This is a genomic window from Pseudomonas sp. FP453 (assembly GCF_030687495.1).
GTDB lineage: Bacteria > Pseudomonadota > Gammaproteobacteria > Pseudomonadales > Pseudomonadaceae > Aquipseudomonas.
Genome location: NZ_CP117435.1, coordinates 5,359,266 through 5,384,595 on the forward strand (window position 1 = coordinate 5,359,266; position 25,330 = coordinate 5,384,595).

A 25,330-nucleotide genomic window follows, 5' to 3' on the forward strand; every position below is an offset into this window, starting at 1 on the left:
TTTCCCCCTCAAATCCTCTATGGTTGAAAGAAACCGCTTGCTTAAGTAGCAAGTAGATTGAATGCGTCCCGATGGCGCACTCCCAGTGTGGATGCACGCAGGGGCTATTGCGTATGCGTAGTGGTAAAAGCGCTAAATCAGAACACTCACGCCGAGAACCAGGTTTGGCAGCGGCGTATGTCCGGATGTCCACAGAGCATCAACAGTACTCAACTGAAAACCAGCTTGACACCATCAAGGTTTACGCAGCAGCGCACTCTCTCGAAATCGTCAAAATTTATACCGACGCAGGAAAAAGCGGCCTTCGCCTCGAAGGGCGGGACGCGTTAATTCAACTGTTCAGCGATGTTGAAAGCGATGTTCTCGGTTTTTCGACCATTCTCGTCTACGACGTCAGCCGCTGGGGGCGCTTTCAAGATCCGGACTTGGCCGCCAGCTTCGAGGTCCGTTGCAGACAGGCAGGTGTGTCGGTTCACTACTGCGCGGAGCAATTTTCCAATGATGGCTCGCCCGTATCTAATATCGTCAAAAGTCTGAAGCGCATGATGGCGGGCGAGTACAGCCGGGAATTGTCTGTCAAAGTCTTTGCGGGCCAATCCCGCCTCATACAGTTAGGCTTTCGGCAAGGGGGAATAGCGGGCTACGGGCTTAGGCGTCAATTGGTGGACGCTGCTGGCAACCCTAAAGCAGAACTAGCGCTTGGCGAACACAAAAGCATCCAAACCGACCGTGTGAAACTTATTCCCGGACCACTGGAGGAAGTTGCAACTGTTCATTGGATCTATCAGCGTTTTGTTGAAGCGGGTTACTCAGAGGCCGAGATAGCCCAACAACTGAATAGTCGAGGACTTCAAAATGACCTAGCCAGGCCTTGGACCAAAGGGGGAGTTCATCAAATCCTGACCAACGAGAAATACATCGGCAACAATGTCTGGAACCGGTCCTCCTTCAAACTTAAACAAGAACATGTGAGGAATGATCCCGAACAATGGATACGCGCTAACGGTGTATTTCCCCCTTTAGTTGACAACATACTATTCGCCGCAGCCCAAGAAATCATCCAGTCGCGCAGCTACCGCATGTCCGACGCCGAAATGTTGGAGAGGCTTAAAAAGTTATACGAGAAAGCGGGTTATTTATCCGGCATGATCATCAACGAGTCTGACGACTGCCCTTCCACCACAGCCTATACATCCCGGTTTGGCAGTCTTCTGCGTACCTACTCGCGCATAGGCTATACCCCTTCGCGGGACTACGGCTATGTCGCCGCCAATCATCAGCTTCGGTTGATGCATCCTCTCCTGCTGGCTCGAACCGTAGAGCATATTCAGCAAGTCGGAGGAAGAGTTGCAATCGACCCAACCAGCGACCTGCTTCTAGTCAACGAAGAGCTTTTGATTTCTCTCGTCCTGTGTCGCTGCCGGCGCGCTGACTCGGGCACGAATCGCTGGAAAATACGCTTCGATCTTGGTCTTTCACCTGATATCACCGTTGCCGTTCGAATGGAGCCAGGGGAAGAAATCGCCCGCGATTACTACATCCTGCCTACCCTTGATATTCAACAACCCAATATTCGTCTGAGCGAGTCAAACGCCTCCAATCTGGAAATCTATCGTTACGACAGCCTCGAAGCACTCGCGCAACTTTCTCGTCGAACGGTCGTGGGGAGAGCCGCATGAATATGCCGCACCATCCTCGTAGCCCACTACATGTTGGGGAAGCAACGACTATCCTAATGGTCAGCCTGGATCGTATCCGCGTCCTCAATCCTCGCGCGCGTAATAAACAAGTGTTTGCCAAACTTGTCGAAAACATTTCGAACCTAGGCCTGAAACGACCGATTACGGTTACCCCAAGCAGCGACCAAGACAACTCTGATGTTTTCGAACTAGTGTGCGGGCAAGGTCGATACGAAGCCTTTTGCGCCTTGGGCGAGCGCGAAATTCCCTGTGTCGTCGTCAGTGCCAGTGAAGCTGACCGGTTTCTAATCAGCCTGGTCGAAAACTTGGCCCGCCGTAAGCACACGAACAAGGACCTGCTCTACTCTATTCAAATTCTGTCTGATCGCGGATACACCACCAAACAGATCAGCATGAAGACCAGTCTGGATCCCACTTACATCAACGCAATCCTTCTACTTTTACGTCAAGGAGAAGAGCGGCTCATTTCAGCAGTCGAAAAAGGCTGGTTACCCATCACACTTGCGACAATGGTGGCTAGGTCGAGTGATACGGAAGTACAGGTCGCGATGGTGGAAGCTTATGAAACGGGCCTCTTGAAGGGAGAACAGCTGATTAAGGTGAGACGCCTGATAGATAGGCGTCGATTTTCAGGAAAAAACTACGGTCAAAAGCGATCAGCCGCCGAGCAATCGACGACGCCTCAAAAACTTTTGAGTACTTATCAGAGCGAAGTCAGACGCCAACAAGTCATGCTCAAAAAGGCCGATATCAATGAGCAGCGAGTATTGATCATCGTTACTGCTATGCGCCGACTGCTGGCCGACGACTATTTCTGCACCTTACTACGCAGCGAAAATATCGCAGACATGCCTAAGTCGCTGGCTGACCGTATTCAAGGAGAGGTGTGATATGGGCCAAGTGAAACAAGGCTTTGAACGGCAGATCATCCCAATCCCCGTTGACCGAATCCTTCCGACCCGATCTTTGGACAAAGATATAGAACAGACAAAAAAATACTTAACTATCCTAACTTCGATTAGGGAGTTAGGCGTTATTGAGCCGCTGGCAGTGCATCGACAGCAGACCAATGTGGAGGGGACCGCAGCTTTCGTGTTGCTAGACGGCCATCTACGCCTGCAAGCACTTAAAGCGCTGGGCGCCACTGAGGCACTGTGCTTACTCTCAATCGATGACGAAGGTTTCACATACAACCGGCAGATCAACCGCCTAACGCCTGTGCAAGAGCACAAGATGATTCTCACCGCTGTGCGTAAAGGCATTTCCCCCGCCATGATAGCAAAGGTTCTGGGTATCAATGTCGAGAGAATCCATGATCGACAGCGCATGCTCGATGGCATCGCGCCCGAAGTAGTAGAAATGCTTAAAGTCAAAATGGTCAGCCAAGGAGTATTTCGCACACTGAGAAAAATGAAACCCATGCGCCAAATCGAAACCGTGGAGCTCATGGTATCCGCCAATTGCTTTACCCAAACTTACGCCGAAATGGTACTTGCAGCTTCACGGCCGGATATGTTGATCGAAAAAAAATCCAAGCTGTCCGCAGAGGTCAGCGTCGAGGAGCTGGCGAGGATGGAACGCGAGATGGAAAAGCTCTTTCACGATTACAAGGTCGTGGAGGACACGCTGGGGGAGACCATGCTGTTTTTAGTCGTTGCCAAGGGTTATCTCGCTCGTCTGCTGCGCAATGAACCCATATCGGGCTACTTAAAGCGTTGCCACAGCGAACTTCTAGATGAACTAACCGCAATCATGGAGGCAGTTAGCTCCGACGCAAGGAAGCCTGAGCGAGAGTGACGAACCGACCTGGCGAGAAGATAGAAAGCTGGACCAACCACAGGAACTTGCCAATTACTTGGCAATATTCAGGACATTTTCTGATAGCTCGGGATAAACCTAGAGCATATGTCAGCAATTCCATACCTACTGTCTCAATGACTGCACTGGGCTGGTTGCCTACTGGCATTCCTAGACAGAAATCTCTTGTCAGCAGTCTACAAACCAATTGTAAAACCGATATCCCGCAGCCACCGACACGGCACAGGTTCCAAGGGCCAATAGAGGCCACTGTCCCTCAACACCTAGCCACCACTGCACCTTGAACAAAAGCGCCCCCACAAAAACACAGGCTAGAATCCCCAAAGCCAGGCCAGCCAGCGCAAACGTCCGTGCCTCTAACCTTGGTTTTCCACCGTGCCAGTTCTCACTCAGGCAAAAAGGACAATGATTCGACGAGGGTGAATAGCTCCAGAAACCACGGCTATATGTGGATCTCGGAACCATTGCTTTGCCACAGTTATAACAGGTAACCATTGAGTGTCTCATGCCGCACCTCAGATCAAATCAACGTAGATGAACCCAAGGTGCATCACCGCGAAAGAAACCCAAGAACGAGATCAGAAAGCTACCCTTCGCTCAGATCACCAGAGAACCGATTACTTTGCTACACGCGACAAGCTTCATCTAATGCCAAAATTGACTCGCATTGCGCTGCCGCAGAACGCTAATTCAGGACGCCAGTTCAACTCCCTTAATACCGCTCATCGGAAATTGGTCACAGGGGGCATTTATGGGGGCACACGCAGAAATAATTTAAAAATACCTTTTAAAAACATAACGTTACCGATAAAAATCTGATCCCCCCGGCTCCACCAATTCGAAGCATCGACAAAACCCGCCAAGTGCGGGTTTTGTTGTTTCTGAGGGCTGGAAAGCCCAGCCGACGGACCTTCGGATTTTTCCTTCAAGATGTCACGCCGCCGATGAACTGGCGCAACCCCAACCACAGCGCTAACGTTCCCCGTCGTTGCTCATCAGCGACCGGCTTTGACAGGCCGAAAAGTGTAACCTTTCACACCCCATGATTTAACGGCATGCTTCACGCATTCCGTCTCGTTCATGGCGGCTGTGCGTGGGGCATCTTCGGGTGCGCCGGGTTCCTACACTTCCGGTCTGTCAACCTGCGTACAGCTGCCACCCAACCCTGTTTGACAGCAGGGGGCGGCAGTTCCTTAAACAGTGTGGGAGCTTCATCATGAAAAAAATCACCCCCAATCCCCCGACAAGTCTTTTCGAGGTCGCTCAAAACATTGACCCCGAAATCCTACTGATTCAAGCCAGCGAAACTCTGGCCTCGCTTAACGCTATCACCACCGATCTGGCCTTCGAACTCGAAGGCGAAAACCGTCAGAAGCTTTTGGGTAGCCAACAACTAATCGTGCTGGGTGAGTTGCTGATCGAGCGGGTGTTGGTCGTACTGCACCCTACAACCGATACGTCACCGTCTCCGCGGTAGCAAAAATCAAAAGGCCGAGTCGCCATACAGCAACTCGGCCTTAAGAGTCTTCAGCGCTCAACCTGCCTCGCATCACGCGAAACACACGTGGTTGTAGAACCGTAGACATCGTTTACATCTGAAACCGGGGACATCGTTTACACATTTGAGGCTTGGACCCAGCGTATCGCCCTCTTACTCTCCCCCACCCTCAAAAACTCCACCGCGCCGACACCATCACATTCCGCGGATCCCCATAATACGACGACCGATAAAACCCAATATTGGTGAAGTACTTCTTATCCAACACATTATTCACATTCACCGACGCCGAAAGACTTTTACTGATCTGATACCTCGCCATCAGGTCAACCAGCCAGTAAGGATCCTGAGAGAACACTTGATTAACCCCCTTCCCGTAGTTGTAGGCATCCTGCCAGCCCTTACCTTGCCAGCGGGCGCCGCCGCCGAGGGTGAGTTTGTCGAGGCTGCCGGTGAGTTTGTAGCTGGTGTAGAAGTTGAGTTGGTCTTCAGGCTCCCAGGTGGAGATCTTTTTGCCGCTGTCGTCACGGCTGATCTTATGGGTGTAGCCCGCTTGCAGTTGCCAGCCGGGGGCGAGCTCGCCGGAGATTTCGGCTTCGTAGCCCTTGGTCTTGGCCTTGATACCGACGTAGGCCCAATCCAGTGGCAGGTTGGTGGGGTTGTTGTTGTATTCGGTGTCTTCTTCGGCACGGTTTTCTTCGTGCACTTCAAAGTAGGCAAGGCTGGTGTTCAGGCGGCCGCCGAAGAATTCGCCCTTGAGGCCCACTTCGTAGTTTTTGCCTTCGTCGGGCTCGACCATTTTGTTGTTGCGGTCGGGGCGTAGCATTTGCGGCATGAAGATTTCGGTGTAGCTGGCGTAGGCCGAAACGTTGTCGTTGATGTCGTAGACCACCCCAACATAAGGGATGACTTTGCCGGTCTCCGTTGAGTCGTTGGTGCCGGTGAGGCGGTAGTCGGTCAGGCGCGAGCCGAGCAGCAGGGACAGGTCGTCGGTGAGGCTCAGGCGGGTGGAGAAATACACGGCGTTTTGCCGGGTGACGTCATCCTTGGTCATGCTCGGCGAACCCCAGTCCGGCTCGTTATCGTCGCCGTCCCAGCCGTACAGGTCGTAGTTGCCGTGGCTACCGTTGTAGTAGTCCTTGTCTTTCCAGTGCGAGCGAGAAGTCGAGGTGCCAACCACCAACTGATGCTCGCGGCCCGCCAGGCTGAAGGGTCCGGAGAGATACATGTCGAGGTTGTTGCTGATGGTCCGGCCGGTGTATTTGGCGGCGTACACCGATGCGGTGGTGGTGCTGTTGGGCGATGCGTAACCCAGTGGTGCGTTGTAGCCGTTGAGCTGATTGGTGTAGTTGGCCTTGGCGACCCAGCCGTTGTCGAGGTTGTGTTCCAGCGTGGCGAACACGGAGCGACTGTATTGTTGCCAGCCGCTCCATTTAGGGCCGTTGTTATAGGAGCGCGGGAAGCTGATTTCATTGCCCGCCGTGTCAAACAACGAGCGGCTGCCGGTCCAGCTGGAGCCTTTGGGGTCGTTGTTCTGGTAGTCGGCGCCGACCGTCAGCAAGGTGTCCGGTGACAGGTCGAATTCCAGCGTGCCGTAGTAAACGTTGGTCTTACGTTCGTAATGGTCCATGAACGAATGCTTGTCCTGATACACCATCACCGCCCGTCCGCGCACGTTGCCGCTGTCGGTCAGCGGGCCGCTGAGGTCGAGTTCCGAGCGGTAGTTGTCCCACGAGCCCGCGCCCAGATCGACATGCCCCTGGAATTGCGCAGTGGGTTTCTTGCGGATCAGGTTGATCGTGCCGCCTGGGCCTCCGGCGCCGGTCATCAGGCCCGGGGCGCCCTTGAGGACTTCGACGCGGTCGTAAATCGCCATGTCGCTCAGGGTTTGCCCGGCGGAGTAACCGTCGTTGCGGGTGGTGGGAATGCCATCGTATTGAAAGCTCTGGATGGCAAAACCGCGGGCGTAGTAGTTGGTGCGCTCGCTGTCGAAGGTCGCGACCGTGACGCCGGGCGTGTGGCGCATGACGTCGTCGATGGACGCCAGGTTGAAGTCATCCATGGTCTGGCGGGTAATCACCGACACCGACTGCGGCGTCTCTTTCAGGCTCAGGTTCATCTTGGTCGCGGAATTCGTCGAGCCGGTCGTATAGGAACCGCTGCCCTCGGTGGTTTGCGCCAGCTCCTGGCCGCGAATGCTGACCGGGCCGAGGCTGATGGCGTCGCCCTGTTGCGCCGCAGACACCAGGTAGGTGCGCTCATCGACTTTCTGCGCCAGCAGACCACTGCCCTGCAGCAACAGCGCGAAACCCTGCTCGACGCTGTATACCCCATTCAACCCCGCCGTATTGCGCCCGGCGGTAAGGTTCGCGTCAAACGACACCACGACGCCAGCATCCCCCGAAAACCGCGTCAGCGCTGTGCCCAAAGGACCGGCCGCGATGCGAAAAGCCTTCTGCTCGGCGCTGGCTTGAGCCTGCTCGGCAGCATTCGCCAGGGGCGCCAGGGCGATGCACTGCAAGGCCAGGCCGGCCGACAGAATCGTCGTGGCCAGTGTGGATTTGCGTGGCCGATGGGTGCGAAGACAAACGTCCTCTGTTTGCTGGAGGTACATGGGGGCTCCTGACGTAATGGGCAGAGTTTTATAAGTTCAGGAGTAGGTCGAGCGGGGATTCGGTTTTCTACAGAGGTCGCGCATTTATTTTTGCGCTCAGGCTTTTTTGACCACTCGCGTCCAGTAGCGGGTGCGGCGTACCACGGCCACCGGCAGCGCGCGCGAGACGGCAGCCAGCGCGGCATCCAGATCGTCCAGGGGGAACGCACCGGACAGCAGCAGGTGGCTCACGTCATCGGCACAGCCCAGATAGCCGACGCGATACCGACTCAGTTCAGCCAACACCTGCCGCAACGGCCAGGCGTCGACCAGCAGGCGGCCCTGCACCCACTCCTCGCTTCCCGGCGACGCCGCGCGCAACGGGCCAAAATCGCCATGATGGAAGGTGATGGCCTGCCCACTGTTGACCAACTGTGTGCGGCCATCGCCCAGGCGGATCTGCACCGCATGCTCCGACACGCTCAAGGTGGTGCTGCCGTCGTTCTGCCGTACATCGAACCGTGTGCCCAGTGCTTGCATATCGCCTTGGGCGCTGCGCACCACAAAGGGTCGCGGATCTTGGCCGGTTTGCACCTGGATCTCGCCGATGCGCAGGGTGATCAGGCGCAATTGGCCGGTGAATTCGATATCCACGGCCGTCGCGGTGTTGAGGACCAGGCGAGTACCGTCGGCCAATTGCACGCTGCGCCGCTCGCCCACGTTCGTGCGCAGGTCGGCCAACCACAACGGGGCCTGCCGGTAGCCGGACCAGCCAAGGCCACCAACCCCGCCAACCATTATCAGGCCTTTGAGCAGCGTACGGCGGTTAAGCGTCGGGCCGGCGCTTGGCCCGTGATCGAGCGTTTGATACGCCACGGCGCCGGGCAGTTGGCCCAGTTGGGTTTGCAGGTTTTCCACACGCTGCCAGGCCCAGCGATGGGTCGGGCTGTCCAGGTGCCATTGGCGAAACGCCTGCTCCAGCGCCACGTCGTCCGGCGCCCCTGCTCGCCGGGCCAACCATTGTGCAGCGGCGCGCAGGGCCTGGCGTTTGTCGTCGAGGGTCACAACTCCGACTCCAGCACAAACAGCAGGCAATGCTCCGAAGCCTTGGCCACGTATTGCGTCACGGAGCTGACCGAAACCCCCAGGGTCGCGGCGATCTCCTTGTAACCCTGACCTTGCAGTTGCGAGAGCAGGAACGCCTGCTTCACCTTGCGCCCCAGGCCATCGAGCATCGCATCCACCGCGTGCAGCGCTTCGAGCATCAACAGCTTGTCTTCCGGCGACAACGCGTAGCTTTCAGGTTGCTGGGCCAGCGCTTGCAGGTAAGCCTGCTCCAACCCATGGCGACGAAAACTGTCGATCATCACCCGTCGCGCAACGGTAGCCAGATAGGGACGCGGTTGTTGCAGGCGCGTTGCAGGTGGCCCTTTGCGCTCGCTGAGCAGCAGGCGTACGAAGGTGTCCTGGGCCATGTCTGCCGCCTGATGAGAACACCCCAGCCGTGCCCGCAGCCAACGCACCAGCCAACCGTGGTGGTCACTGTACAGACGGGCAATCGACTGGGGCGCTTCGTGGGGAGGGAGGGTGGCCGACATGGTAATTGCGCGCATTTGAGAATGAATCGCAATCTAGCTTAAAGGCCCGGGGATGGCAATTGTCCGCGATCAAGCCGCAGAATAGGCCGCCGCAATGGACCCACTGCCCCAGCCGCCAAAAGACAACGGCAGCAAGCTTTGCCTACAAGGACGAACGTTGCATTGAATAGAAATTCCTACACCTACCTGATACCGGTCGTCATTGGCTTCGTGCTGGTCACGGCGCTGCTGCTGGGCTGGGTACTCATAGTCTGGCCCTCTGTACACTTCAAACCGATGGCCGAAAAAATCTGTCTGATCTCATCGCCAGTGCTGGCAATCGCATGGCTATTGCACCTGTGGCACACCAGGAAGGGCGAATGGCTGCGCAAAAAAGCGCTGGAGCGGTTGAAAGTTTTTCTCGGCGCCTTCGTCGCGAGTGCCGTAGTCATGGTCTCACTGCTAGCAGCAGTCATTTTTCTTACAAGCAGAACGTTCAGCAGCTACGACACCGCGTACGAATACGCGGGTAGAGGTCACCGTAGTTGCACAGGCATCCACGTGTTCGATACGGAAGTGAACAAACAGATCAAAATCTGCGACGCCGGCAGCGGTGCTTATCAGGGTTGGGTGCGGGTGGAGAAACGTAGCGGGCCTCTGGGGTTTGTGGTGATAGGCGCTGTGCCCATATGACCCTCCTGCGGCCAGATCGGCGCAGGGGCCGCCCCTTCACTATTTATCCATCCGTTCACGAAATATTCAGAATCGCCAACCGATACTAGCCCATTGCAATGACCGCTCCCCCCGAGCGCTCCCCCGCCCTGGTAGCCAGAATCCATGACGCGTCCTGTTCCTCTGCTGCTCCTGCTTGTTGCCCTGTTGTTTTTCTTCGCCCTTGGCAGCCATGAGCTGCAAGGTTCCACCGAAGCCCGCGTCGCCGGGATTGCGATGGCCATGCACCTGGACAACAACTGGGTTGGTGCCGCAGTTGTTTCGCGAGCCGTTCCTGGAAAAACCGCCCCTGAGCCTGTGGCTCGACGCCGGGGCGATTCGCCTGTTTGGCGGCACCACTTGGGCGGTGCGCCTGGCTTCGGCGTTCGCCGGGTTGTTCAGCGTGATGCTGTTCTACGGGATGTTGCGCAAGTTCGGCCGGCCGCAGACCTTGGCGTTTAGCGCGGCGCTGATCCTGGCGACCATGGCCAGTTATTGGAGCAACGTGCGCGGCGTGGGTGAAGACTCGCTGCTCAGCCTCGGCGTGACCACCGCATTGCTGGCGTTCTACCAAGCGATGCGCCCCGAAAACGCGGGTTCCAAGGTGGGCGCATGGGCGCTGTTCACCGCGGGTATGGTGATCGCTACCTTGAGTAAAGGCGTGCTGGGCCTGGCGATGCCGGGCATTGTGATTTTTGTGTACCTGGCCGTAACCAGTGTGATGGACAAGCGCCTGCGCATCGGCGACTGGCTCAAGCCTGGGCTGTTTACCCTGCTGGCCTTGGTGCCGCTGATGATCTGGCTGGCGTTCCTGTTCCAGCGCGGCGGCATGCAGGCCGTCGGTGAAGTGTTGTGGACCAACAGCGTCGGCCGCTTCAGCGGTTCGTTTGTCGAAGCCGGGCATTACGAACCGTACTACTACTACATCGCCAAGCTGCCCGAGGCGTTCCTGCCGTGGAATATCCTGGTGTACCTGGGCCTGTGGCATTTCCGTAAGAGCCTGATGCGCAATCGCTATCAGCTGTTTTTCTGCATCTGGCTGGTGGCGCAGTTCACCTTGCTGACGCTGGCGTCCAGCAAGCGCACTGTGTACCTGATGTCGCTCACGCCGGCCGCCGCTGTGCTGGCGGCGGAATATGCTCGCGTACTGCTGGAACGCTTGAAGGAGCGCAAGCCCGGCGTGTACCGCTACCACCGGCAGATCATTGGCGGCGTATTTGCCGCACTGTTTGCCAGTTACCTGACCACGGCCTTCTGGTTTGCGCCCAAAGCCGACAAGCGCGAGTCCTTCGTGCCGGTGATCAGCCAGCTCCAGGCGCTGCAAGCAGAAGGTCGAGAAGTGGCGATATTTCAGCCAAACGAGCGGATTGCCGGGGCCGGGGTGTTCTATATGCAGGGCTACGTGCCGCTCCTGCAAACCGAGGCCGAGTTGCGCGCCTTCCTGACGGCCAAACCCGGCAACGTTGCGTTGACGGATCACACCAAAGGGCTGGAAGAGCCGGTGAAGGTGATCAAGGAGATGGCGATCGGCCGCCAGCCTTACTACTTCATCGAGCAATAAGGCCGGCGCGGTGCATCAGTGCTTGGTCAGTTTGTCCAGGTAACCCATGGCAAACGCCGAGACGACGAAGGTCATGTGAATGATCACGTACCACATCAGGTGCTGTGGATCGACGTTCTTGGCGTCCATGAAGATGCGCAACAGGTGGATCGAGGAAATCGCCACGATGGACGCCGCCACTTTCATCTTCAGCGAGGAAGAGTCCATGGTGCCCAGCCAGTTGAGCTTTTCCTTGTTGTCATCGATATCCAGCTGCGAGACAAAGTTCTCGTAGCCGGAAATCATCACCATCACCAGCAAACCACCCACCAGCGCCATGTCGATCAACGACAGCAGCAGCAGGATGACGTCGGCTTCCAACATGGTGAACACGTTGGGCAGGACGTGGATGATTTCCTGAAAGAACTTCAACGCCAGGATCAGCAAGCCCAGGGACAGCCCCAGGTAGATCGGCGCCAGCAGCCAGCGTGAGGCGTACATAGTGTTTTCGATAAAGCGTTCCATGGGATCTCACACAGCGGGGCTAGAAATGGCGGCGAGTATACCAGCCGCTACCAGACACCTGTAACCGCGAGAAAACTGACCTGGGCGCATCTGTAAGAGAATTTTTCTGCTAGTGTCGAGGCCATTAAATCGGCTCGATGACGTCGGACAGGAAAACTCAGATGATGGATGTGCGAACGCCTTTGGCCAGCTTCGGCCTGTGTGCAGTGTTGCTGATGGCCAGCGGCTGCTCCCCCAAAGATGAGCAGAAGCAAGCCACCCTCGAAGAGAAAACCGCTAAGTTCGAACACTCCCTGGACAGCATCCAGGACCCCAAGCTGCGCGACGCCATCGCCGACCTTGGCGGTTCGCTGCTGTTGCTGGAACGGGCGCGGGTCAAACTCGCCGATAAACCCATCGAAGCCGAATACGGTGAAAACTCCCTCGCCCTGCTGACGCATTACCCTACGCCCCAGGCGCTGGTGGACACCTATATCAACGGCCTTTTCGTCCTGCGCAAAGCCTCCCATTCCGACTACCTGACGGACTTGCAGCCGGTCTTCCCCTTCAGCTTCAACAGCCCGGACCAGTTCCCGTTCCCCCATGGGCTGGAGTGGCAGTCGGTAACGTTGAGCAACAACAAAGTCATTCCCTTCCAGCCGGAATGGTCAGAAACCGACCCCGGCATCCAGTTGAGCCCCAGCAGTTCCAACCTGACCAACCCCGATGACTTGACCGTCACCTACCCGTTCATCGACGGTATCGAGACCGAAAACAAGAGCCAGCCGCAGCCCGTCAGCCTCAAAGGCACGGTGGAAGTGATCGCGCCGGGCAAAGTCCTGAGCTTTGACCTGGGCAAACAGGACGTCGGGCGCACACGTACCGAAGGCACGGTCACCCTCAAGCTGCTGTTGCTGGAAAAGAACTACGCCGAGATCGAGATGAGCAACAGCGCACCGCTGGCCCCGGAGGTCGGTGACGAGTCGCCCAACCCGCTGCTGGTCGAGGCGCGGGACAGCACCGGGCAATTTCTCACACGCTCGGGCTCGATCAACGAAAGCGCCGCGCAGGTGGCGTTCTACGAGAAACAATTGGCCGAGATGCAAAAACAGACGGCCTGGTCCGAGGCCTTCGAGAAAAAACTCGTCGACCAACAGAAAGACTTCGAACACAAGCAGAGCAGCCATTACGCCAAGGTCTACTTCAATGGCGTGATCGACAACCTGCAGATCAGCGTGCTGGATTTTTCCAAGGCCACGCTCACCCGCAAAGACCTCGACCTGCCGGTACTGCGCTTCGACAAGAACAGCCTGCAAAAAACCGTGCAAGCCTTGCCGATGCCCGTCACGGTGTATGACGACGGTGCCGCGAGCTGGCTGAAAGACGCGACCCTGACCGAAGACCAGCTGAAAAACAGCGTCACCATCAGCCAGTCCACCGAAGACGCCAGCGCCGCGCATATCGTGTTCGACCACCCGTTCACCTTCAATGACGACCTGGTCGGTGCCGAACGCAACAGCAGTGAATCACCGATCACCTTTTTCACCGCCGACGACAAGGGCGAACGCGGCGAGCCTATCGAGCTGCCGAGCGAAGCCTTCGAGCTCAATCCGGTGCGCGGCACCCTCACCTACGACCTCAACCTGTTCCCGGAAAACCCGGCGTATGTGGTGGGTTCGATCCCGCTGTTTCTGGCCACCATCGAGAAAGCCACGATTGATACCAGCAAGCTGCCCAAAGGCCTGTCGCTCAAGGACAACGCGCTGATTGTTGATCAGAAAGAATTCCCCGCCGACAGCTGGCGCTTCTATGCCAAGGACGCCAGCGGCCATTACCTCAAGGAAATCCTCGGCGTCAGCCACCGCGCCGAGGAATACGGCACGGCGATGTTTGACGTGCATTATTTCTACGGCCAGCCAACCACCCTGGAAAGCTACCAGCGCACCGACCTGAGCACCGTGCAATACGGTTTCGAGGTCAAGTTGGACAAGCCCGAGAGCAAATAGCGCTCAGTGATGGGTGTCGCCATTGAGCTGTCGCAAATGGGCCTGCATGTGCAGGCTCCAGATCTGCGGATCGCCGGCCTGCTCATAGCCATGCAGGGTGAGGCTGTCGACGATTGATTCAAGCATGGTTTCTGCCACGACCGGCCCATGAAACGGGCCTTGTGACTTGATGGTGGACGGCTGTTCACCGGTCATTCCGGCGGCAAACAACAAGGTCCACAGCCCGTTATCCCCGGCAAGAGGGCGAATGGAACATTCGATACGGGTAACCAGGCCCAGGCACTGGCGGGTAAGGCAAAGGCTGCGCGGCATGGCGGCGACCCTCGGTAGATCGGTGTTCAGCCTCAACGCTTGGCGAGGCTGTTTCTATCCTGCGACTCCTGTGGAGATCCCTTGAGCAGAGAATAGAAGAAAACCGCGAGAAACCAAGGTTGTAGGGACCAACGGGCGTTGGTCCCAAACCCGAGTCAATTTCATGACATATCACCGCAGGCCCAATGTGGGAGCTGGCTTGCCTGCGATGACTGACTCATAGCCACCCTCTCTGTTGACTGATACACCGCTATCGCAGGCAAGCCAGCTCCCACAGAAGCCAGCTCCCACAGGGGACCGAGCCTCAGGTGGGCTTGGCTTCGGCCAGCGCCTGCTGCGCCAGCTCCTTCTCCGCTTCCTTCAGGTCTTCCTCACTGATCATCTCCGCAATCACCCGCAAACGCTCAACCACCCGCGCATTGACCGAGCCTTCCGGGAACTGCCCTTCCGCATCCGGCGCACCGGCCGGCTCGCCCACCAGCAGGCTCAAGGCTTCATCCGCCTGGCGCACCGCATAGATATGGAATTGCCCGGCGCGTACCGCCTGCAACACCTTCTCATCAAGCATCAGCGTGGCCACGTTGGCCTGGGGAATGATCGCCCCCTGCTCGCCGGTCAAACCGCGCGCTTCGCACAGGCGGAAGAAACCTTCGATCTTCTCGTTGACCCCGCCCACCGCCTGCACTTCACCAAACTGGTTGATCGAACCGGTGATGGCAAAGCACTGCTTTAGCGGCGTTTTCGACAGGGCCGAGATCAAGGTGCACGCCTCGCCCAGCGACGCACTGTCACCGTCCACGTAACCGTAGGACTGTTCCAGCGCGATGCTCGCCGAGATCGCCAGCGGGAATTCCTGGGCATAACGGCTACCGAGGTAACCGGTGAGGATCATCACGCCCTTGGAGTGAATCGGCTGGCCGAGGTTGACCTCACGCTCGATGTCGACAATACCGCTGCCGCCCGGGTACACCGTGGCGGAAATCCGCGCCGGCACGCCAAAGGCCGAGTCACCGACTTCCAGCACCGTCAGCCCGTTGCACTTGCCCACCGCGGCACCGTCGGTGTCGATCAGGATCACCCCGGCGAGCATGTCGTCGAGAATCCGCGCCGACACACGCCCGGTACGGGTGGCCTTGGCCTTGAGCGCACGCTCGATGTGCCCGGCATCGGTCATCTCGTCGCCGGCCAGGTGGCGAATGAAATCCGCCTCGCTCACCAGCTGGAACAAATCACCGATACGCGCCGACAAACGGCCCTGATGCTCCGCCAACCGTGCGCTGTAGGTGGCCAACCGCGCCACCGCATCCGAGGTCAGCGGCGCCATGCCTTCTTCCGAGGTGCGGGTCTTGAGCAACTGCGCGAACTGCTCCAGGCTTTCGTCCACCATCGGGATGTCTTCGTCGAAGTCCACCAGCACGCGGAACATCTCCTGGAAGTCCGGGTCGGCGTCCTGCAACGCGTAGTACAACTGGCGCGAGCCAATGATGATCACCTTGACCTGCAACGGGATCATCTGCGGGTTGAGGGTCACGGTGGCCAGGCGGCCCAGCTCGCCCAGCGGCGATTCCATCTTCAGCTTGCGCGATTGCAGGGAGCGCTTGAGGGCGTCCCACACAAACGGCTCGCTGAGCATTTTCTCGGCTTCAAGGATCAGGAAACCACCGTTGGCGCGGTGCAAAGCGCCCGGGCGCAACTGGCGATAGGTGGTGTAGAGCGCGCCCTGGTCGGTGCTGTATTCGATACGGCCGAACAGGTTGTCGTAGGTCGGGTGCGGTTCGAACACCACGGGCGCGCCGCCGTTGACCGGATGGCCCACCACCAGGCTTGGGCAGTATTGCTCTTCGAGCAACTTGCGCGCCTGGGCGTCGGTCTTGGCGTCGTCCACCAATTGCTCGACCACGGTCTTGAGCAGGTACACCTGCATGGCTTGCAGGTAACCGCAGACGGCGGCGTTTTCCGCGTATTTTTCCGACAGCGGCGCGAGCAAAGGCTGTAGGGCCAGGGTGATGGTTTCTTCGTTGAACTGGCGCAGTTGGTTGTTGGACTCACGCTTCCACTGCGGCAGGCTGGCCAGCTCCTCGTTGAGACGCTCTTCCAGCTCGGAAATATCCGTGTGGAAACGCTCGCGGTCGGCTTCCGGCAGCTGGGAGAACTCCGCCTCGTCCAGGGCCTTGCCGTCGAGCATCGGCGTGAACGCGATGTTGGAGCTGTCGCGGTAGAGCGCCACGTCCTTTTCCAGGGCCAGGCGCTCGATCACGTCCAGGGCCTTGTCGTAACGCTGGTTGAAGGCGCGGTCGATGGCACTTTTGCGTTGCTGGTAAGTGGGGTGTTCGAAGACCGCCGGAAAGGTGGCCGTCAGGTTGTCGACCAACCCGTTGATGTCGTTGATGAACGCCGCCGCAGCGCCGCCGGGCAATTCCAGGGCGCGGGGTTCGCGCGGCTCATCGAAATTGTTCACGTAGACCCAGTCCGACGGGGTCTGCAGGCGTTTGCCTTCAGCCTTCAGGTAGCGTTTGACGAACGAGAAGCGGCCAGTGCCCGGCTCGCCCATGACAAACACGTTGTAACCGGGGCGTGGCATGGCCACACCGAACTGCAACGCTTCAACCGCACGTTCCTGGCCAAGCACACCGCGAAAGGGCTCCAAATCATTGGTGGTCGAGAAGCTGAACTGTTCAGCGGAGAAAGGGCGAGTCAGCGCTTCGGGCGCTAGACGCAAGCTGGCAGCAACAGGATCAGGCATCGGGCTTCCTTACATCAGGCGGGGCAGATGTCGGCATTCTGGCTCTCGCTTGCGCGCTCTGGCAAGGCGCGTCGTTGGGAAAGCGTGGACACGGAACAGGTCCTACAAAAAAAAGCACGACATCTCTGATTGTTTTATAAAAAACCACGGAACCCCTTGAACCTGCCTAAACTCCAAACTGCGCGGGTTGGACTAATAACTGGCCCCTAGGGCGCTGCAACGCGCCTGAACCCTTGTCCATTGGTTTGCACACAAAGAGAACAAAGCTATGAAACGGATCCTTCTCGGTACTCTCTTCACCGTTGTCTCCCTCAATGCAATGGCAGAATCGCCAGGCGGCCCGAACTGCGGTTGGGGCAACATGCTGTTCGAAGGCCAGCGCGGCACGCCAGCCCACTTCCTGGCTTCCACCACCAACGGCACGTCCGGCAACGCCACCTTCGGCATGACCTCGGGCACCAACGGTTGCAGCACCAACAGCGCCCTGACCTATGGCGGCAAGTCCTGGATTGCCATGAATGGCATGATGAACGAGCTGTCCGAAGACATGGCCAAGGGCAATGGCGAAGCGCTGACCACCTACGCGGTGGTACTGGGCGTGGCGCCGGAAGATCGCGAGCACTTCGCGGCCGTGACCCACGAGCACTTCCAGCAGATCTTCAGCAAGGCTGACGTGACCGCTGACGACGTGCACAACAACACCCTGTCTGTACTGAAAAGCGATGCCCGCTTGGCGAAATACGCGACCCAAGCTTAAGCTCGACCAGCCCGCGCCTCTCCAGGCGCGGGCTGTATTTTTGGACCCGCCCCCTTTTGGGTCTCACTTTTCCGACTTTAAGTTGCCCCTATGCTCAAACGCTTTGCCTGGATGGCACTCTTCGCCTGCGCCCCGCTGTACGCGGCCCCGCATCTTGATGATCAACGTTTGCAGCAACTGGCCAACGATCCGTTCTGGCTATCTTTGGGCCATTACGAAGCCGGCAAAATCAGTGGCTGGCGCAGTTACGTCAGCGAGCAGAAGTTCTTTCTCGCCACCGATGGCGCGCACCACCCCGACGCCGAACTCAAGGCCACCGTTGACGCGTTGTACGCGCCGGCCAGCCTCGGCGAAAAACACGCCCAATGCGTCTACCCCGCACGTACCCGCTGGCTCAAGGATCAGTTGCACCTGACCGACCTGCCCGCCGTGGACTGCAAAGAATTCAAGCAATGGTTCAAGGACGTCGCCCCCCATAGCGCGGTGATGATCTTCCCGGCGGCCTACCTCAACAGCCCGTCGTCGATGTTTGGCCATACCTTGCTGCGCATCGACCAGGCCGATGTGCAGAGAGACAAGACCGCCCTGCTCAGCTACGCGATCAACTTCGGTGCCTATATCGAAGGCTCGGACAACAGCATCCTCTACGCCTGGAAAGGCCTGATGGGCGGCTACCCCGGCCTGTTCGCGCTGGTGCCGTACCAGGAAAAACTCTCCGAATACCGCAGCCTGGAGAACCGCGACCTGTGGGAATACCGCCTCAACCTCACGCAGGTCGAGACCGAGCGCATGGTCGAGCACGTGTGGGAGCTCAAGCAGATCAAGTTCGACTATTTCTTCTTCGACGAAAACTGCTCCTATCGCCTGCTGGAACTGCTGCAAGTGGCGCGCCCCGGCCTGCGCCTGACCGAACAGTTCCCGCTGACCGCGATCCCCACCGACACCGTAAAAGCCGTCAAGGATGCCGGCCTGGTTGAAAAGATCGACTATCGGCCTTCCCGCGAACGCGAGTTGCTGGAGCGTGCCAAGCCGCTGGACAGCGATGAACAGCAATGGGTACTGAAAGTCAGCGATGACCAGAAGCAATTGCAAGAGCCGGCGTTCAAGGCCCTCGCCAAAGACCGCCAGGCCCTGATCATCGACGCCGCCTACCGCCTCGGCCGTTATCGCGCCAACGGCCTGGAACGCGACCCTGCCCGCTCCCAACGCAGCTTCGAACTGCTGCGCGCGATCAACCAGAACCCCGCGCCCGACCTCAAGATCACCCCGCCCGGCCTGCCGGAAAACGGCCATGAATCGCGCACCTGGCAAGCCGGCATCGGCACCCGGGGCGACAAGGCCTTTGGTGAATACGGCCTGCGCATGGCCTACCACGACCTCAACGACAACGCCGAAGGCTTCCCCCTCGGCGCACAGATCGAAATCCTGCAAATGAAACTGCGCCAGTACGAAAGCAACCACTGGCAATTGCAGCAACTGGACCTGGCCACCATCCGCTCCCTGACCCCGCGCAACGCCCTGTTGCAACCGCTGTCATGGCAAGTCACTGGCGGCCTGGAGCGCGTCCCCGGCAAACACGACGACGAAACCCTGGTCGCCCACGTCAACGGCGGCGCCGGCGGCACCTGGCAACTGCGCGACGACATGCTCGGCTTCGCCCTCGGCACCGTGCGCGTGGAACACAACAATGACTTCAACGAAGCCATCTCACCCGCGGCCGGGTTTAACACCGGTGTGCTGTGGAGGAATCCGCTGGGCAACTTGAGCCTGGAGGCCAAAGGGGATTTTTTCACCAATGGTGAAGTGCGCCGCAGCCTCAGCCTGAACCAACAGTGGGAACTGTCGCGCAACCTGGGTGTGCGCTTGAGTGCGCAGCGTGAGTACAGCCACCTGTCGACGCCGGTGAATGAAGTGATGCTGGAAGTGAAGTGGTATCACTACTAACCAAGCCCCAAACCTAAATACAGATCCAAAATGTGGGAGCGGGCTTGCCCGCGATGGCGGTGTATCAGCCAAGTCTCCAGTGACTGACACACTGCAATCGCGGGCAAGCCCGCTCCCACATGGGTCTACGGTTATTCAGATAGCTATCAGGGAGTTCCAACAACATGGCCGTTACCTGCACCACCCTCGACGAAGTCCGCAGCAACATCGACCGCCTCGACCAGCAAATCGTCACCCTGCTCGCCGAACGCGGCCAATACGTCTCCCAAGCCGCTCGCTTCAAAAAAGACACCGACAGCGTCAAGGCCCCGCAGCGGGTTGAACAGGTCATCGCCAAAGTGCGCAACCTGTCCAATACCGTGGGCGCCAACCCGGACGTCACCGAACAGGTCTATCGCGCCATGATTGCGGCATTTATCCAGCAGGAGCTGGCTGAGCATGCGGCTTTGACGACATAACATCTTTCTCACCTCCCTTTCACAACGCCCCGACAATCCTCTATCTAGACTTCTCCCCATCAGCCGGTAGCCGGCCAGGGAGTCTGTCATGTGGCGGTATGCGGTATTGCTGTGTTCGGTGATGTGGCTGGCGGGTTGCCAATCAACCCATCAGGACTTATTGGCCAAAGGTTATCCACCGGCATTCGCCGATGGCTTTGACGACGGTTGCAGCAGCGGTCGCCAGGCGGCTGGCGTGATTACCGGGGAGTTTCGCAAGAACGTCCCGCGTTATCTGAAAGACCGCGAGTACGCCGAAGGTTGGGAAGACGGCTTTCGCCAGTGCAAGGCCATGCGCGAGAACGAAGAGCTGCGCGACTACAAGGACAATCACTGGGACGACCGTGAGCGCGCCTGGCAGCATGAGAAAGACCGCGATGCCGCCAGGGCCTATCGTTCGCAATAGGTCGCTTTCAGACATCCACTGAAACTAAAGCGCAGCGAATATGGCCGAAACTCCATTGAGGGAGACTGTCATGAGCCGAGCTTTTGTGAATGAGGACAACGCCGCCGCCCAGGCTGATCAGCCGGTGGAGCGTCAGGTCAGTGGTCAGCCCAACCGTGTCACTGCGCAAGGGTTGGCGCAGTTGCAAGCCAAGGTTGCACAGTTGCAGCACGCCTACAGCCTCGAATCAGCCAAAGGCGATAAACAACGCCAGGCCGACCTGGAGCGGGACTTGCGCTACTTCAACCTGCGGGTGCTGAGCGCCCTGGTCGTACCGCCGGCCACCTCCAGCGAGAAGGTGCAGATCGGCAGCTGGGTGACTTTCGCCAACGAGCAGGACGCGCAGCAGCGTATTCAGTTGGTCGGTGAGGACCAGGCTGACGCTGCGGCGGGCCTGATCAACTGGGGTTCGCCCCTGGGCCGCGCATTGCTCGGGGCCCAGGTGGGTGACGAGGTGCTGTGGAAACGCCCCGTTGGCGATCAGCTGATCGAAGTGTTGCGCATCGACCCTGAGGTTTAGACGATGCCTTGCGCCAACATCGCATCGGCCACTTTCACAAAGCCGGCGATGTTCGCGCCCTTCACGTAGTTGATCCGGCCGTTTTCTTCGCCGTAGTGCACGCACGCGTGGTGGATCGACTGCATGATGTTGTGCAGCTTGCTGTCCACTTCACCGGCGGTCCACAGCAGGCGCATGGCGTTCTGCGACATTTCCAGGCCGCTCACGGCCACGCCGCCGGCGTTGGATGCCTTGCCCGGGGCAAACAGGATGCCGGCCTCGATAAAGATATCCACAGCCGCCAGCGTGGTCGGCATGTTGGCGCCTTCGGCCACGCAGAGGCAGCCGTTGCGCAGCAAGGTGCGGGCGGCGTCGGCGTCGAGTTCGTTCTGGGTCGCGCAAGGCAGCGCGATGTCGCAGGCCAGCTCCCACGGGGTCTGGCCCTTGCGGAACTCCAGGCCGAAACGCTCGGCCAGTTCGCTGATGCGACCACGCTGGACGTTCTTCAACTCCAGCAGCGCCGACCACTGCTCTTCGGTCAAACCACTTTCGGCGTACAGGGTGCCTTCGGAGTCGGACAGGGAAATCACTTTGCCGCCCAGGTCCATGACCTTGCGCGCCGCGTATTGCGCCACGTTGCCGGAACCGGACACCGCCACGCGCTTGCCTTCAACCCGCAGGCCGTCGCGCTTGAGCATTTCTTCGGCGAAGTACACGCAACCGAAACCGGTGGCCTCCGGGCGGATCAGGCTGCCGCCGTAGGTCATGCCCTTGCCGGTCAGCACGGAGGTGAACTGGTTGCTCAGGCGCTTGTACTGGCCGAACAGGAAGCCGATCTCGCGGGCACCCACGCCGATATCGCCGGCCGGTACGTCCACGTCGGCGCCAATGTGGCGGTACAGTTCGCTCATGAAGGACTGGCAGAAGCGCATGACTTCGGCGTCGCTCTTGCCCTTGGGGTCGAAGTCCGAGCCGCCTTTGCCGCCGCCCATGGGCAGCGAGGTCAGGGAGTTCTTGAAAGTCTGCTCGAAGGCGAGGAATTTCAGCACGCCCAGGTTCACCGACGGGTGGAAGCGCAGGCCGCCTTTGTAGGGGCCGATGGCGCTGTTCATCTGGATACGGAAACCGCGATTGACCTGGACCTTGCCATGATCATCCACCCACGACACCCGGAAGGTAATCGCACGTTCCGGCTCGCAGATGCGCTCCAGGATACCCGAGGTCAGGTAATGCGGATTGGACTCCAGAAACGGCCACAGGCTGCGTAGGACTTCTTCTACGGCCTGGTGGAATTCTGGCTGGTCCGGGTCGCGTTTCTTCAGGCGGGCAAGGAAGGATTCGACGGATTCGATCATGGAAAAGTCTCGGCAAATTGATTGTTTTTAAATGAGATTGGGCCGGACTTTATCAATTCATGTCGCACTGCGACAGGGCAAAATGTCGCCTTTGTGAATTTAAATGGTGCATTTGATATAAATAAACCGGAAATCCAGGGCTTTCATGCACCCAAACGGGGATCGAAGACCCCGTCTTTGCACCCGTATAGACGCCACCTCAAGCCACGCCGGACTCACCGCCTCAATGGCCACACGCGGCAGGCGCCTGATACCAATTGAACTTGAGAAAGCCACGACTCAACTCGTCGATGAGGGATCTGTCGACTTCGTCGGCAATGCCATTTTTATCCACGTCGATATCAGAGAATGTGTCCAGCACATGGTCGCCGTCGCTGTCATAGGCCGCGGCTTTATAGGTGGTGACGGTTCGTCCGTTGAGCCCCAGTTGCTCGGTGAACTCCAGCCGCACACTACTCGGTTTGCCGTCGCTACCGAATTGCTCGACCGAAAGGGTCAGGATCCGCCGCATCAGGGCGTGCTGATTAAGCCATTTGAGCTTGAGGAAGTCGTCAGCGAACTGCTTGAGCATGAACCTATCCTGCACGCTCGGGTTGCCATCGAAGTCGATGTCGCCGGCACACTGGACATCGACTTTTGCATCACCGGTCAGATCGACCGCCAGGGCATGATGGATCAACTGGTCGGGGGCCGAACCCTGCTTCTGGTAAAAATACAGGTTCACCGTGTCGATTTTGTCGTTTCCGCTTCGATCCTGGCCGACCACTGTCAAGTAACGCATACCCCTGCTCCTCCATAAGTAATAGCTGCTCATGCTAGAGATTGGGACTGGCGTGTCACAGGTATCGAGCTCGCTGGAGCCCGTCGGAAAAGCCGACACGGCTCGCCCCTCGAAACGCCAAACCGCACGCAAAAAAAACGGAGCCCGAAGGCTCCGCTTTTTCAAACCACCAACCCGAATCAGGCCAGTTTTTTGTGACGCACGCGGTGCGGCTGGGCAGCAGCATCGCCCAAGCGCTTCTTACGGTCCGCTTCATACTCGGTGTAGTTACCTTCGAAGAACACCGCTTGCGAGTCGTCTTCGTACGCCAGGATGTGGGTCGCGACACGGTCAAGGAACCACCGATCGTGAGAGATCACAATGGCGGCGCCCGGGAAGTCCAGCAGGGCCTCTTCCAGGGAACGCAGGGTTTCAACGTCGAGGTCGTTGGACGGTTCGTCGAGCAGCAGGACGTTGCCGCCCTCTTTCAAGGTCAGGGCCAGGTGCAAGCGACCGCGCTCACCACCGGACAGGTCCTTGACGAACTTCTGCTGGTCGCCCCCCTTGAAGTTGAAACGACCAACATAGGTACGCGACGGGATTTCATAGTTGCCGATGCGGATCTGGTCGGAACCGTCGGAAATCTGCTGGAACACGGTCTTGCTGCCGTCGAGGTCTTCGCGGCTCTGGTCCACACAGGCCAGTTGCACGGTTTCGCCGATCTCGATGCTGCCGGAGTCCGGGGTTTCCTTGCCCATCAGCATGCGGAACAGTGTGGATTTACCCGCACCGTTACCACCAATAACGCCGACGATCGCGCCTTTTGGCATGGAGAACGACAGGTTGTCGATCAGCACGCGGTCGCCATAGCCTTTGGACACGTTCTTGAACTCGATGACCTTGTCACCCAGGCGCGGACCGGCCGGGATGTAGATCTCGTTGGTTTCCGAACGCTTCTGGAATTCCTGCGATTGCATTTCTTCGAAGCGTTGCAGACGTGCCTTGGATTTCGACTGGCGGGCCTTGGCGCCTTTGCGCACCCACTCCAGTTCTTCCTTCATGGCTTTTTCGTGGGCCGATTGCTGCTTGGATTCGGCGGCCAGACGGTCGGACTTGGCTTCCAGCCAACCGGAGTAGTTGCCCTCGTAAGGGATACCGGCGCCACGGTCGAGCTCGAGGATCCAGCCGGCAACGTTGTCCAGGAAGTACCGGTCGTGCGTGATCGCTACCACGGTGCCCGGGAAGTCGTGGAGGAAATGTTCCAGCCAGGCGACGGAATCGGCGTCCAAGTGGTTGGTCGGTTCGTCGAGCAGCAGCATGTCGGGGGCCGACAGCAGCAGGCGGCACAGGGCCACACGACGCTTCTCGCCACCGGACAGGAATTCGACCTTGGCGTCCCACGCCGGCAGGCGCAGGGCGTCGGCGGCCACTTCGAGCTGGCGCTCCAGGTTGTGGCCATCGCCCGCCTGCAGGATCGCTTCGAGCTTGGCCTGTTCAGCGGCCAGCTTGTCGAAGTCGGCGTCTTCGTCAGCGTAAGCCGCGTAGACCTCGTCCAGGCGCGCCTGGGCGTTCTTGATCACGGCGACGGCTTCTTCCACCACTTCGCGCACGGTCTTGGTCGGGTCCAGGATCGGCTCTTGCGGCAGGTAACCGATGTTCAGCTCGGGCATCGGGCGGGCTTCGCCTTCGAACTCGGTATCGACGCCGGCCATGATTTTCAGCAGCGTGGACTTACCCGAACCGTTGAGGCCGAGCACGCCGATCTTGGCGCCAGGGAAGAAGGACAGCGAAATGTTTTTCAGGATTTCCCGCTTCGGCGGAACAACTTTTCCCAGCCGATGCATGGTGAAGACGTATTGAGCCATGGTGAACCTAGCGTCAGTGACTGATGAATTAAGCGGGCGAAGCCCGTGTCAGGCCATGCGCCGCGCGGGCCGTTGACGATGATCAATGCCTGCGTGCGGAAAAAAGCCTGAATGTCTGGGGCTGGAACGCCCTCGCGTAACCGGCAAAGCTACCTGAATGCGCTTGGTCAGTCCAGCCAAGCGGGGCTGGCACTTTGCCACAACTC

20 protein-coding genes and 1 pseudogene are annotated in these 25,330 nt (G+C 58.6%); 12 read left to right on the forward strand and 9 right to left on the reverse strand.

From position 1 onward, the window contains the following. Positions 1-113: 113 nt before the first annotated feature. From PSH87_RS24385 to PSH87_RS24400, 4 genes are all read left to right on the forward strand, one after another. Complete coding sequence (locus PSH87_RS24385; RefSeq protein WP_305431419.1) at positions 114-1,679, forward strand: recombinase family protein; 1,566 nt, start codon at positions 114-116, stop codon at positions 1,677-1,679. Then, positions 1,676-2,590 (forward strand): plasmid partitioning protein RepB C-terminal domain-containing protein, encoded by a 915-nt coding sequence (locus tag PSH87_RS24390; RefSeq protein ID WP_305431420.1) that lies wholly within the window; start codon positions 1,676-1,678, stop codon positions 2,588-2,590. Before PSH87_RS24385 ends, PSH87_RS24390 begins: the two co-directional genes overlap by 4 nt. Before the next feature lies 1 nt (position 2,591). Then, positions 2,592-3,497: a plasmid partitioning protein RepB C-terminal domain-containing protein gene (locus tag PSH87_RS24395; protein WP_305431421.1), complete on the forward strand. Its 906-nt coding sequence runs from the start codon at positions 2,592-2,594 to the stop codon at positions 3,495-3,497. A 1,237-nt stretch (positions 3,498-4,734) separates the two neighbouring features. Continuing rightward, on the forward strand, positions 4,735-4,995 hold the full coding sequence (locus PSH87_RS24400) for a DUF6124 family protein (RefSeq protein ID WP_305431423.1): 261 nt from the start codon (positions 4,735-4,737) through the stop codon (positions 4,993-4,995). Positions 4,996-5,185: 190 nt separating this feature from the next. Here PSH87_RS24400 and PSH87_RS24405 read toward each other — a convergent pair whose 3' ends face one another. The 3 genes from PSH87_RS24405 to PSH87_RS24415 form a co-directional block, all read right to left on the reverse strand. Next, the gene (locus PSH87_RS24405) at positions 5,186-7,630 is read right to left on the reverse strand and encodes a TonB-dependent siderophore receptor (protein ID WP_305431424.1); all 2,445 of its coding nucleotides are present in this window, start codon (positions 7,628-7,630) and stop codon (positions 5,186-5,188) included. 96 nt (positions 7,631-7,726) lie between these two features. Continuing rightward, positions 7,727-8,674 (reverse strand): FecR domain-containing protein, encoded by a 948-nt coding sequence (locus PSH87_RS24410; protein ID WP_305431425.1) that lies wholly within the window; start codon positions 8,672-8,674, stop codon positions 7,727-7,729. Further along, on the reverse strand, positions 8,671-9,207 hold the full coding sequence (locus tag PSH87_RS24415; RefSeq protein WP_026137100.1) for a sigma-70 family RNA polymerase sigma factor: 537 nt from the start codon (positions 9,205-9,207) through the stop codon (positions 8,671-8,673). The genes PSH87_RS24410 and PSH87_RS24415 overlap by 4 nt, the downstream gene beginning before the upstream one ends. Positions 9,208-9,369: 162 nt before the next feature. Here PSH87_RS24415 and PSH87_RS24420 point away from each other — a divergent pair, with 162 nt between their 5' ends. Both PSH87_RS24420 and PSH87_RS24425 read left to right on the forward strand, forming a co-directional pair. After that, the gene (locus tag PSH87_RS24420) at positions 9,370-9,879 is read left to right on the forward strand and encodes a hypothetical protein (protein ID WP_305431427.1); all 510 of its coding nucleotides are present in this window, start codon (positions 9,370-9,372) and stop codon (positions 9,877-9,879) included. 144 nt (positions 9,880-10,023) lie between these two features. After that, a pseudogene (locus PSH87_RS24425) lies at positions 10,024-11,458 on the forward strand (ArnT family glycosyltransferase). A gap of 15 nt (positions 11,459-11,473) precedes the next feature. On the opposite strand, the gene PSH87_RS24430 reads toward PSH87_RS24425, so the two are convergent. Then, the gene (locus tag PSH87_RS24430; RefSeq protein ID WP_017739158.1) at positions 11,474-11,962 is read right to left on the reverse strand and encodes a TIGR00645 family protein; all 489 of its coding nucleotides are present in this window, start codon (positions 11,960-11,962) and stop codon (positions 11,474-11,476) included. A gap of 161 nt (positions 11,963-12,123) precedes the next feature. On the opposite strand from PSH87_RS24430, the gene PSH87_RS24435 reads away from it, so the two are divergent. Next, a complete protein-coding gene (locus PSH87_RS24435) occupies positions 12,124-13,947 on the forward strand; it encodes a hypothetical protein (RefSeq protein WP_305431429.1) in 1,824 nt (607 codons plus the stop codon). 3 nt (positions 13,948-13,950) lie between these two features. On the opposite strand, the gene PSH87_RS24440 is transcribed toward PSH87_RS24435, so the two are convergent. Both PSH87_RS24440 and PSH87_RS24445 read right to left on the reverse strand, forming a co-directional pair. Continuing rightward, the gene (locus PSH87_RS24440) at positions 13,951-14,259 is read right to left on the reverse strand and encodes a hypothetical protein (protein WP_017739156.1); all 309 of its coding nucleotides are present in this window, start codon (positions 14,257-14,259) and stop codon (positions 13,951-13,953) included. Positions 14,260-14,563: 304 nt separating this feature from the next. Further along, entirely contained in the window at positions 14,564-17,002 is a 2,439-nt protein-coding gene (locus PSH87_RS24445; RefSeq protein WP_305431431.1) for a Lon protease family protein, read from the reverse strand. Positions 17,003-17,270: 268 nt separating this feature from the next. Between PSH87_RS24445 and PSH87_RS24450 the strand changes: the two genes are divergently transcribed. The 5 genes from PSH87_RS24450 to PSH87_RS24470 all read left to right on the forward strand — a co-directional run bounded on the left by PSH87_RS24450 (position 17,271) and on the right by PSH87_RS24470 (position 21,165). After that, complete coding sequence (locus tag PSH87_RS24450; RefSeq protein ID WP_026137099.1) at positions 17,271-17,759, forward strand: DUF3015 domain-containing protein; 489 nt, start codon at positions 17,271-17,273, stop codon at positions 17,757-17,759. Between the two features lie 90 nt (positions 17,760-17,849). Continuing rightward, positions 17,850-19,703: a DUF4105 domain-containing protein gene (locus tag PSH87_RS24455; RefSeq protein WP_305431432.1), complete on the forward strand. Its 1,854-nt coding sequence runs from the start codon at positions 17,850-17,852 to the stop codon at positions 19,701-19,703. Between the two features lie 164 nt (positions 19,704-19,867). After that, positions 19,868-20,161 (forward strand): chorismate mutase, encoded by a 294-nt coding sequence (locus PSH87_RS24460; RefSeq protein ID WP_207043242.1) that lies wholly within the window; start codon positions 19,868-19,870, stop codon positions 20,159-20,161. A gap of 88 nt (positions 20,162-20,249) precedes the next feature. Beyond that, entirely contained in the window at positions 20,250-20,606 is a 357-nt protein-coding gene (locus PSH87_RS24465) for a hypothetical protein (protein ID WP_017737429.1), read from the forward strand. 70 nt (positions 20,607-20,676) lie between these two features. Further along, positions 20,677-21,165, forward strand: coding sequence for a GreA/GreB family elongation factor (locus PSH87_RS24470; protein WP_017737428.1), 489 nt, complete (start codon positions 20,677-20,679; stop codon positions 21,163-21,165). Here PSH87_RS24470 and gdhA read toward each other — a convergent pair. The 3 genes from gdhA to ettA form a co-directional block, all read right to left on the reverse strand. Next, a complete protein-coding gene (gene gdhA / locus PSH87_RS24475) occupies positions 21,162-22,499 on the reverse strand; it encodes an NADP-specific glutamate dehydrogenase (protein ID WP_257783141.1) in 1,338 nt (445 codons plus the stop codon). The genes PSH87_RS24470 and gdhA overlap by 4 nt on opposite strands. Before the next feature lie 223 nt (positions 22,500-22,722). Beyond that, positions 22,723-23,280, reverse strand: a complete 558-nt coding sequence (locus tag PSH87_RS24480; protein ID WP_305431436.1) for a hypothetical protein — start codon at positions 23,278-23,280, stop codon at positions 22,723-22,725. A 179-nt stretch (positions 23,281-23,459) separates the two neighbouring features. Next, positions 23,460-25,124: an energy-dependent translational throttle protein EttA gene (gene ettA, locus PSH87_RS24485; protein WP_017737425.1), complete on the reverse strand. Its 1,665-nt coding sequence runs from the start codon at positions 25,122-25,124 to the stop codon at positions 23,460-23,462. Positions 25,125-25,330: the final 206 nt, after the last annotated feature.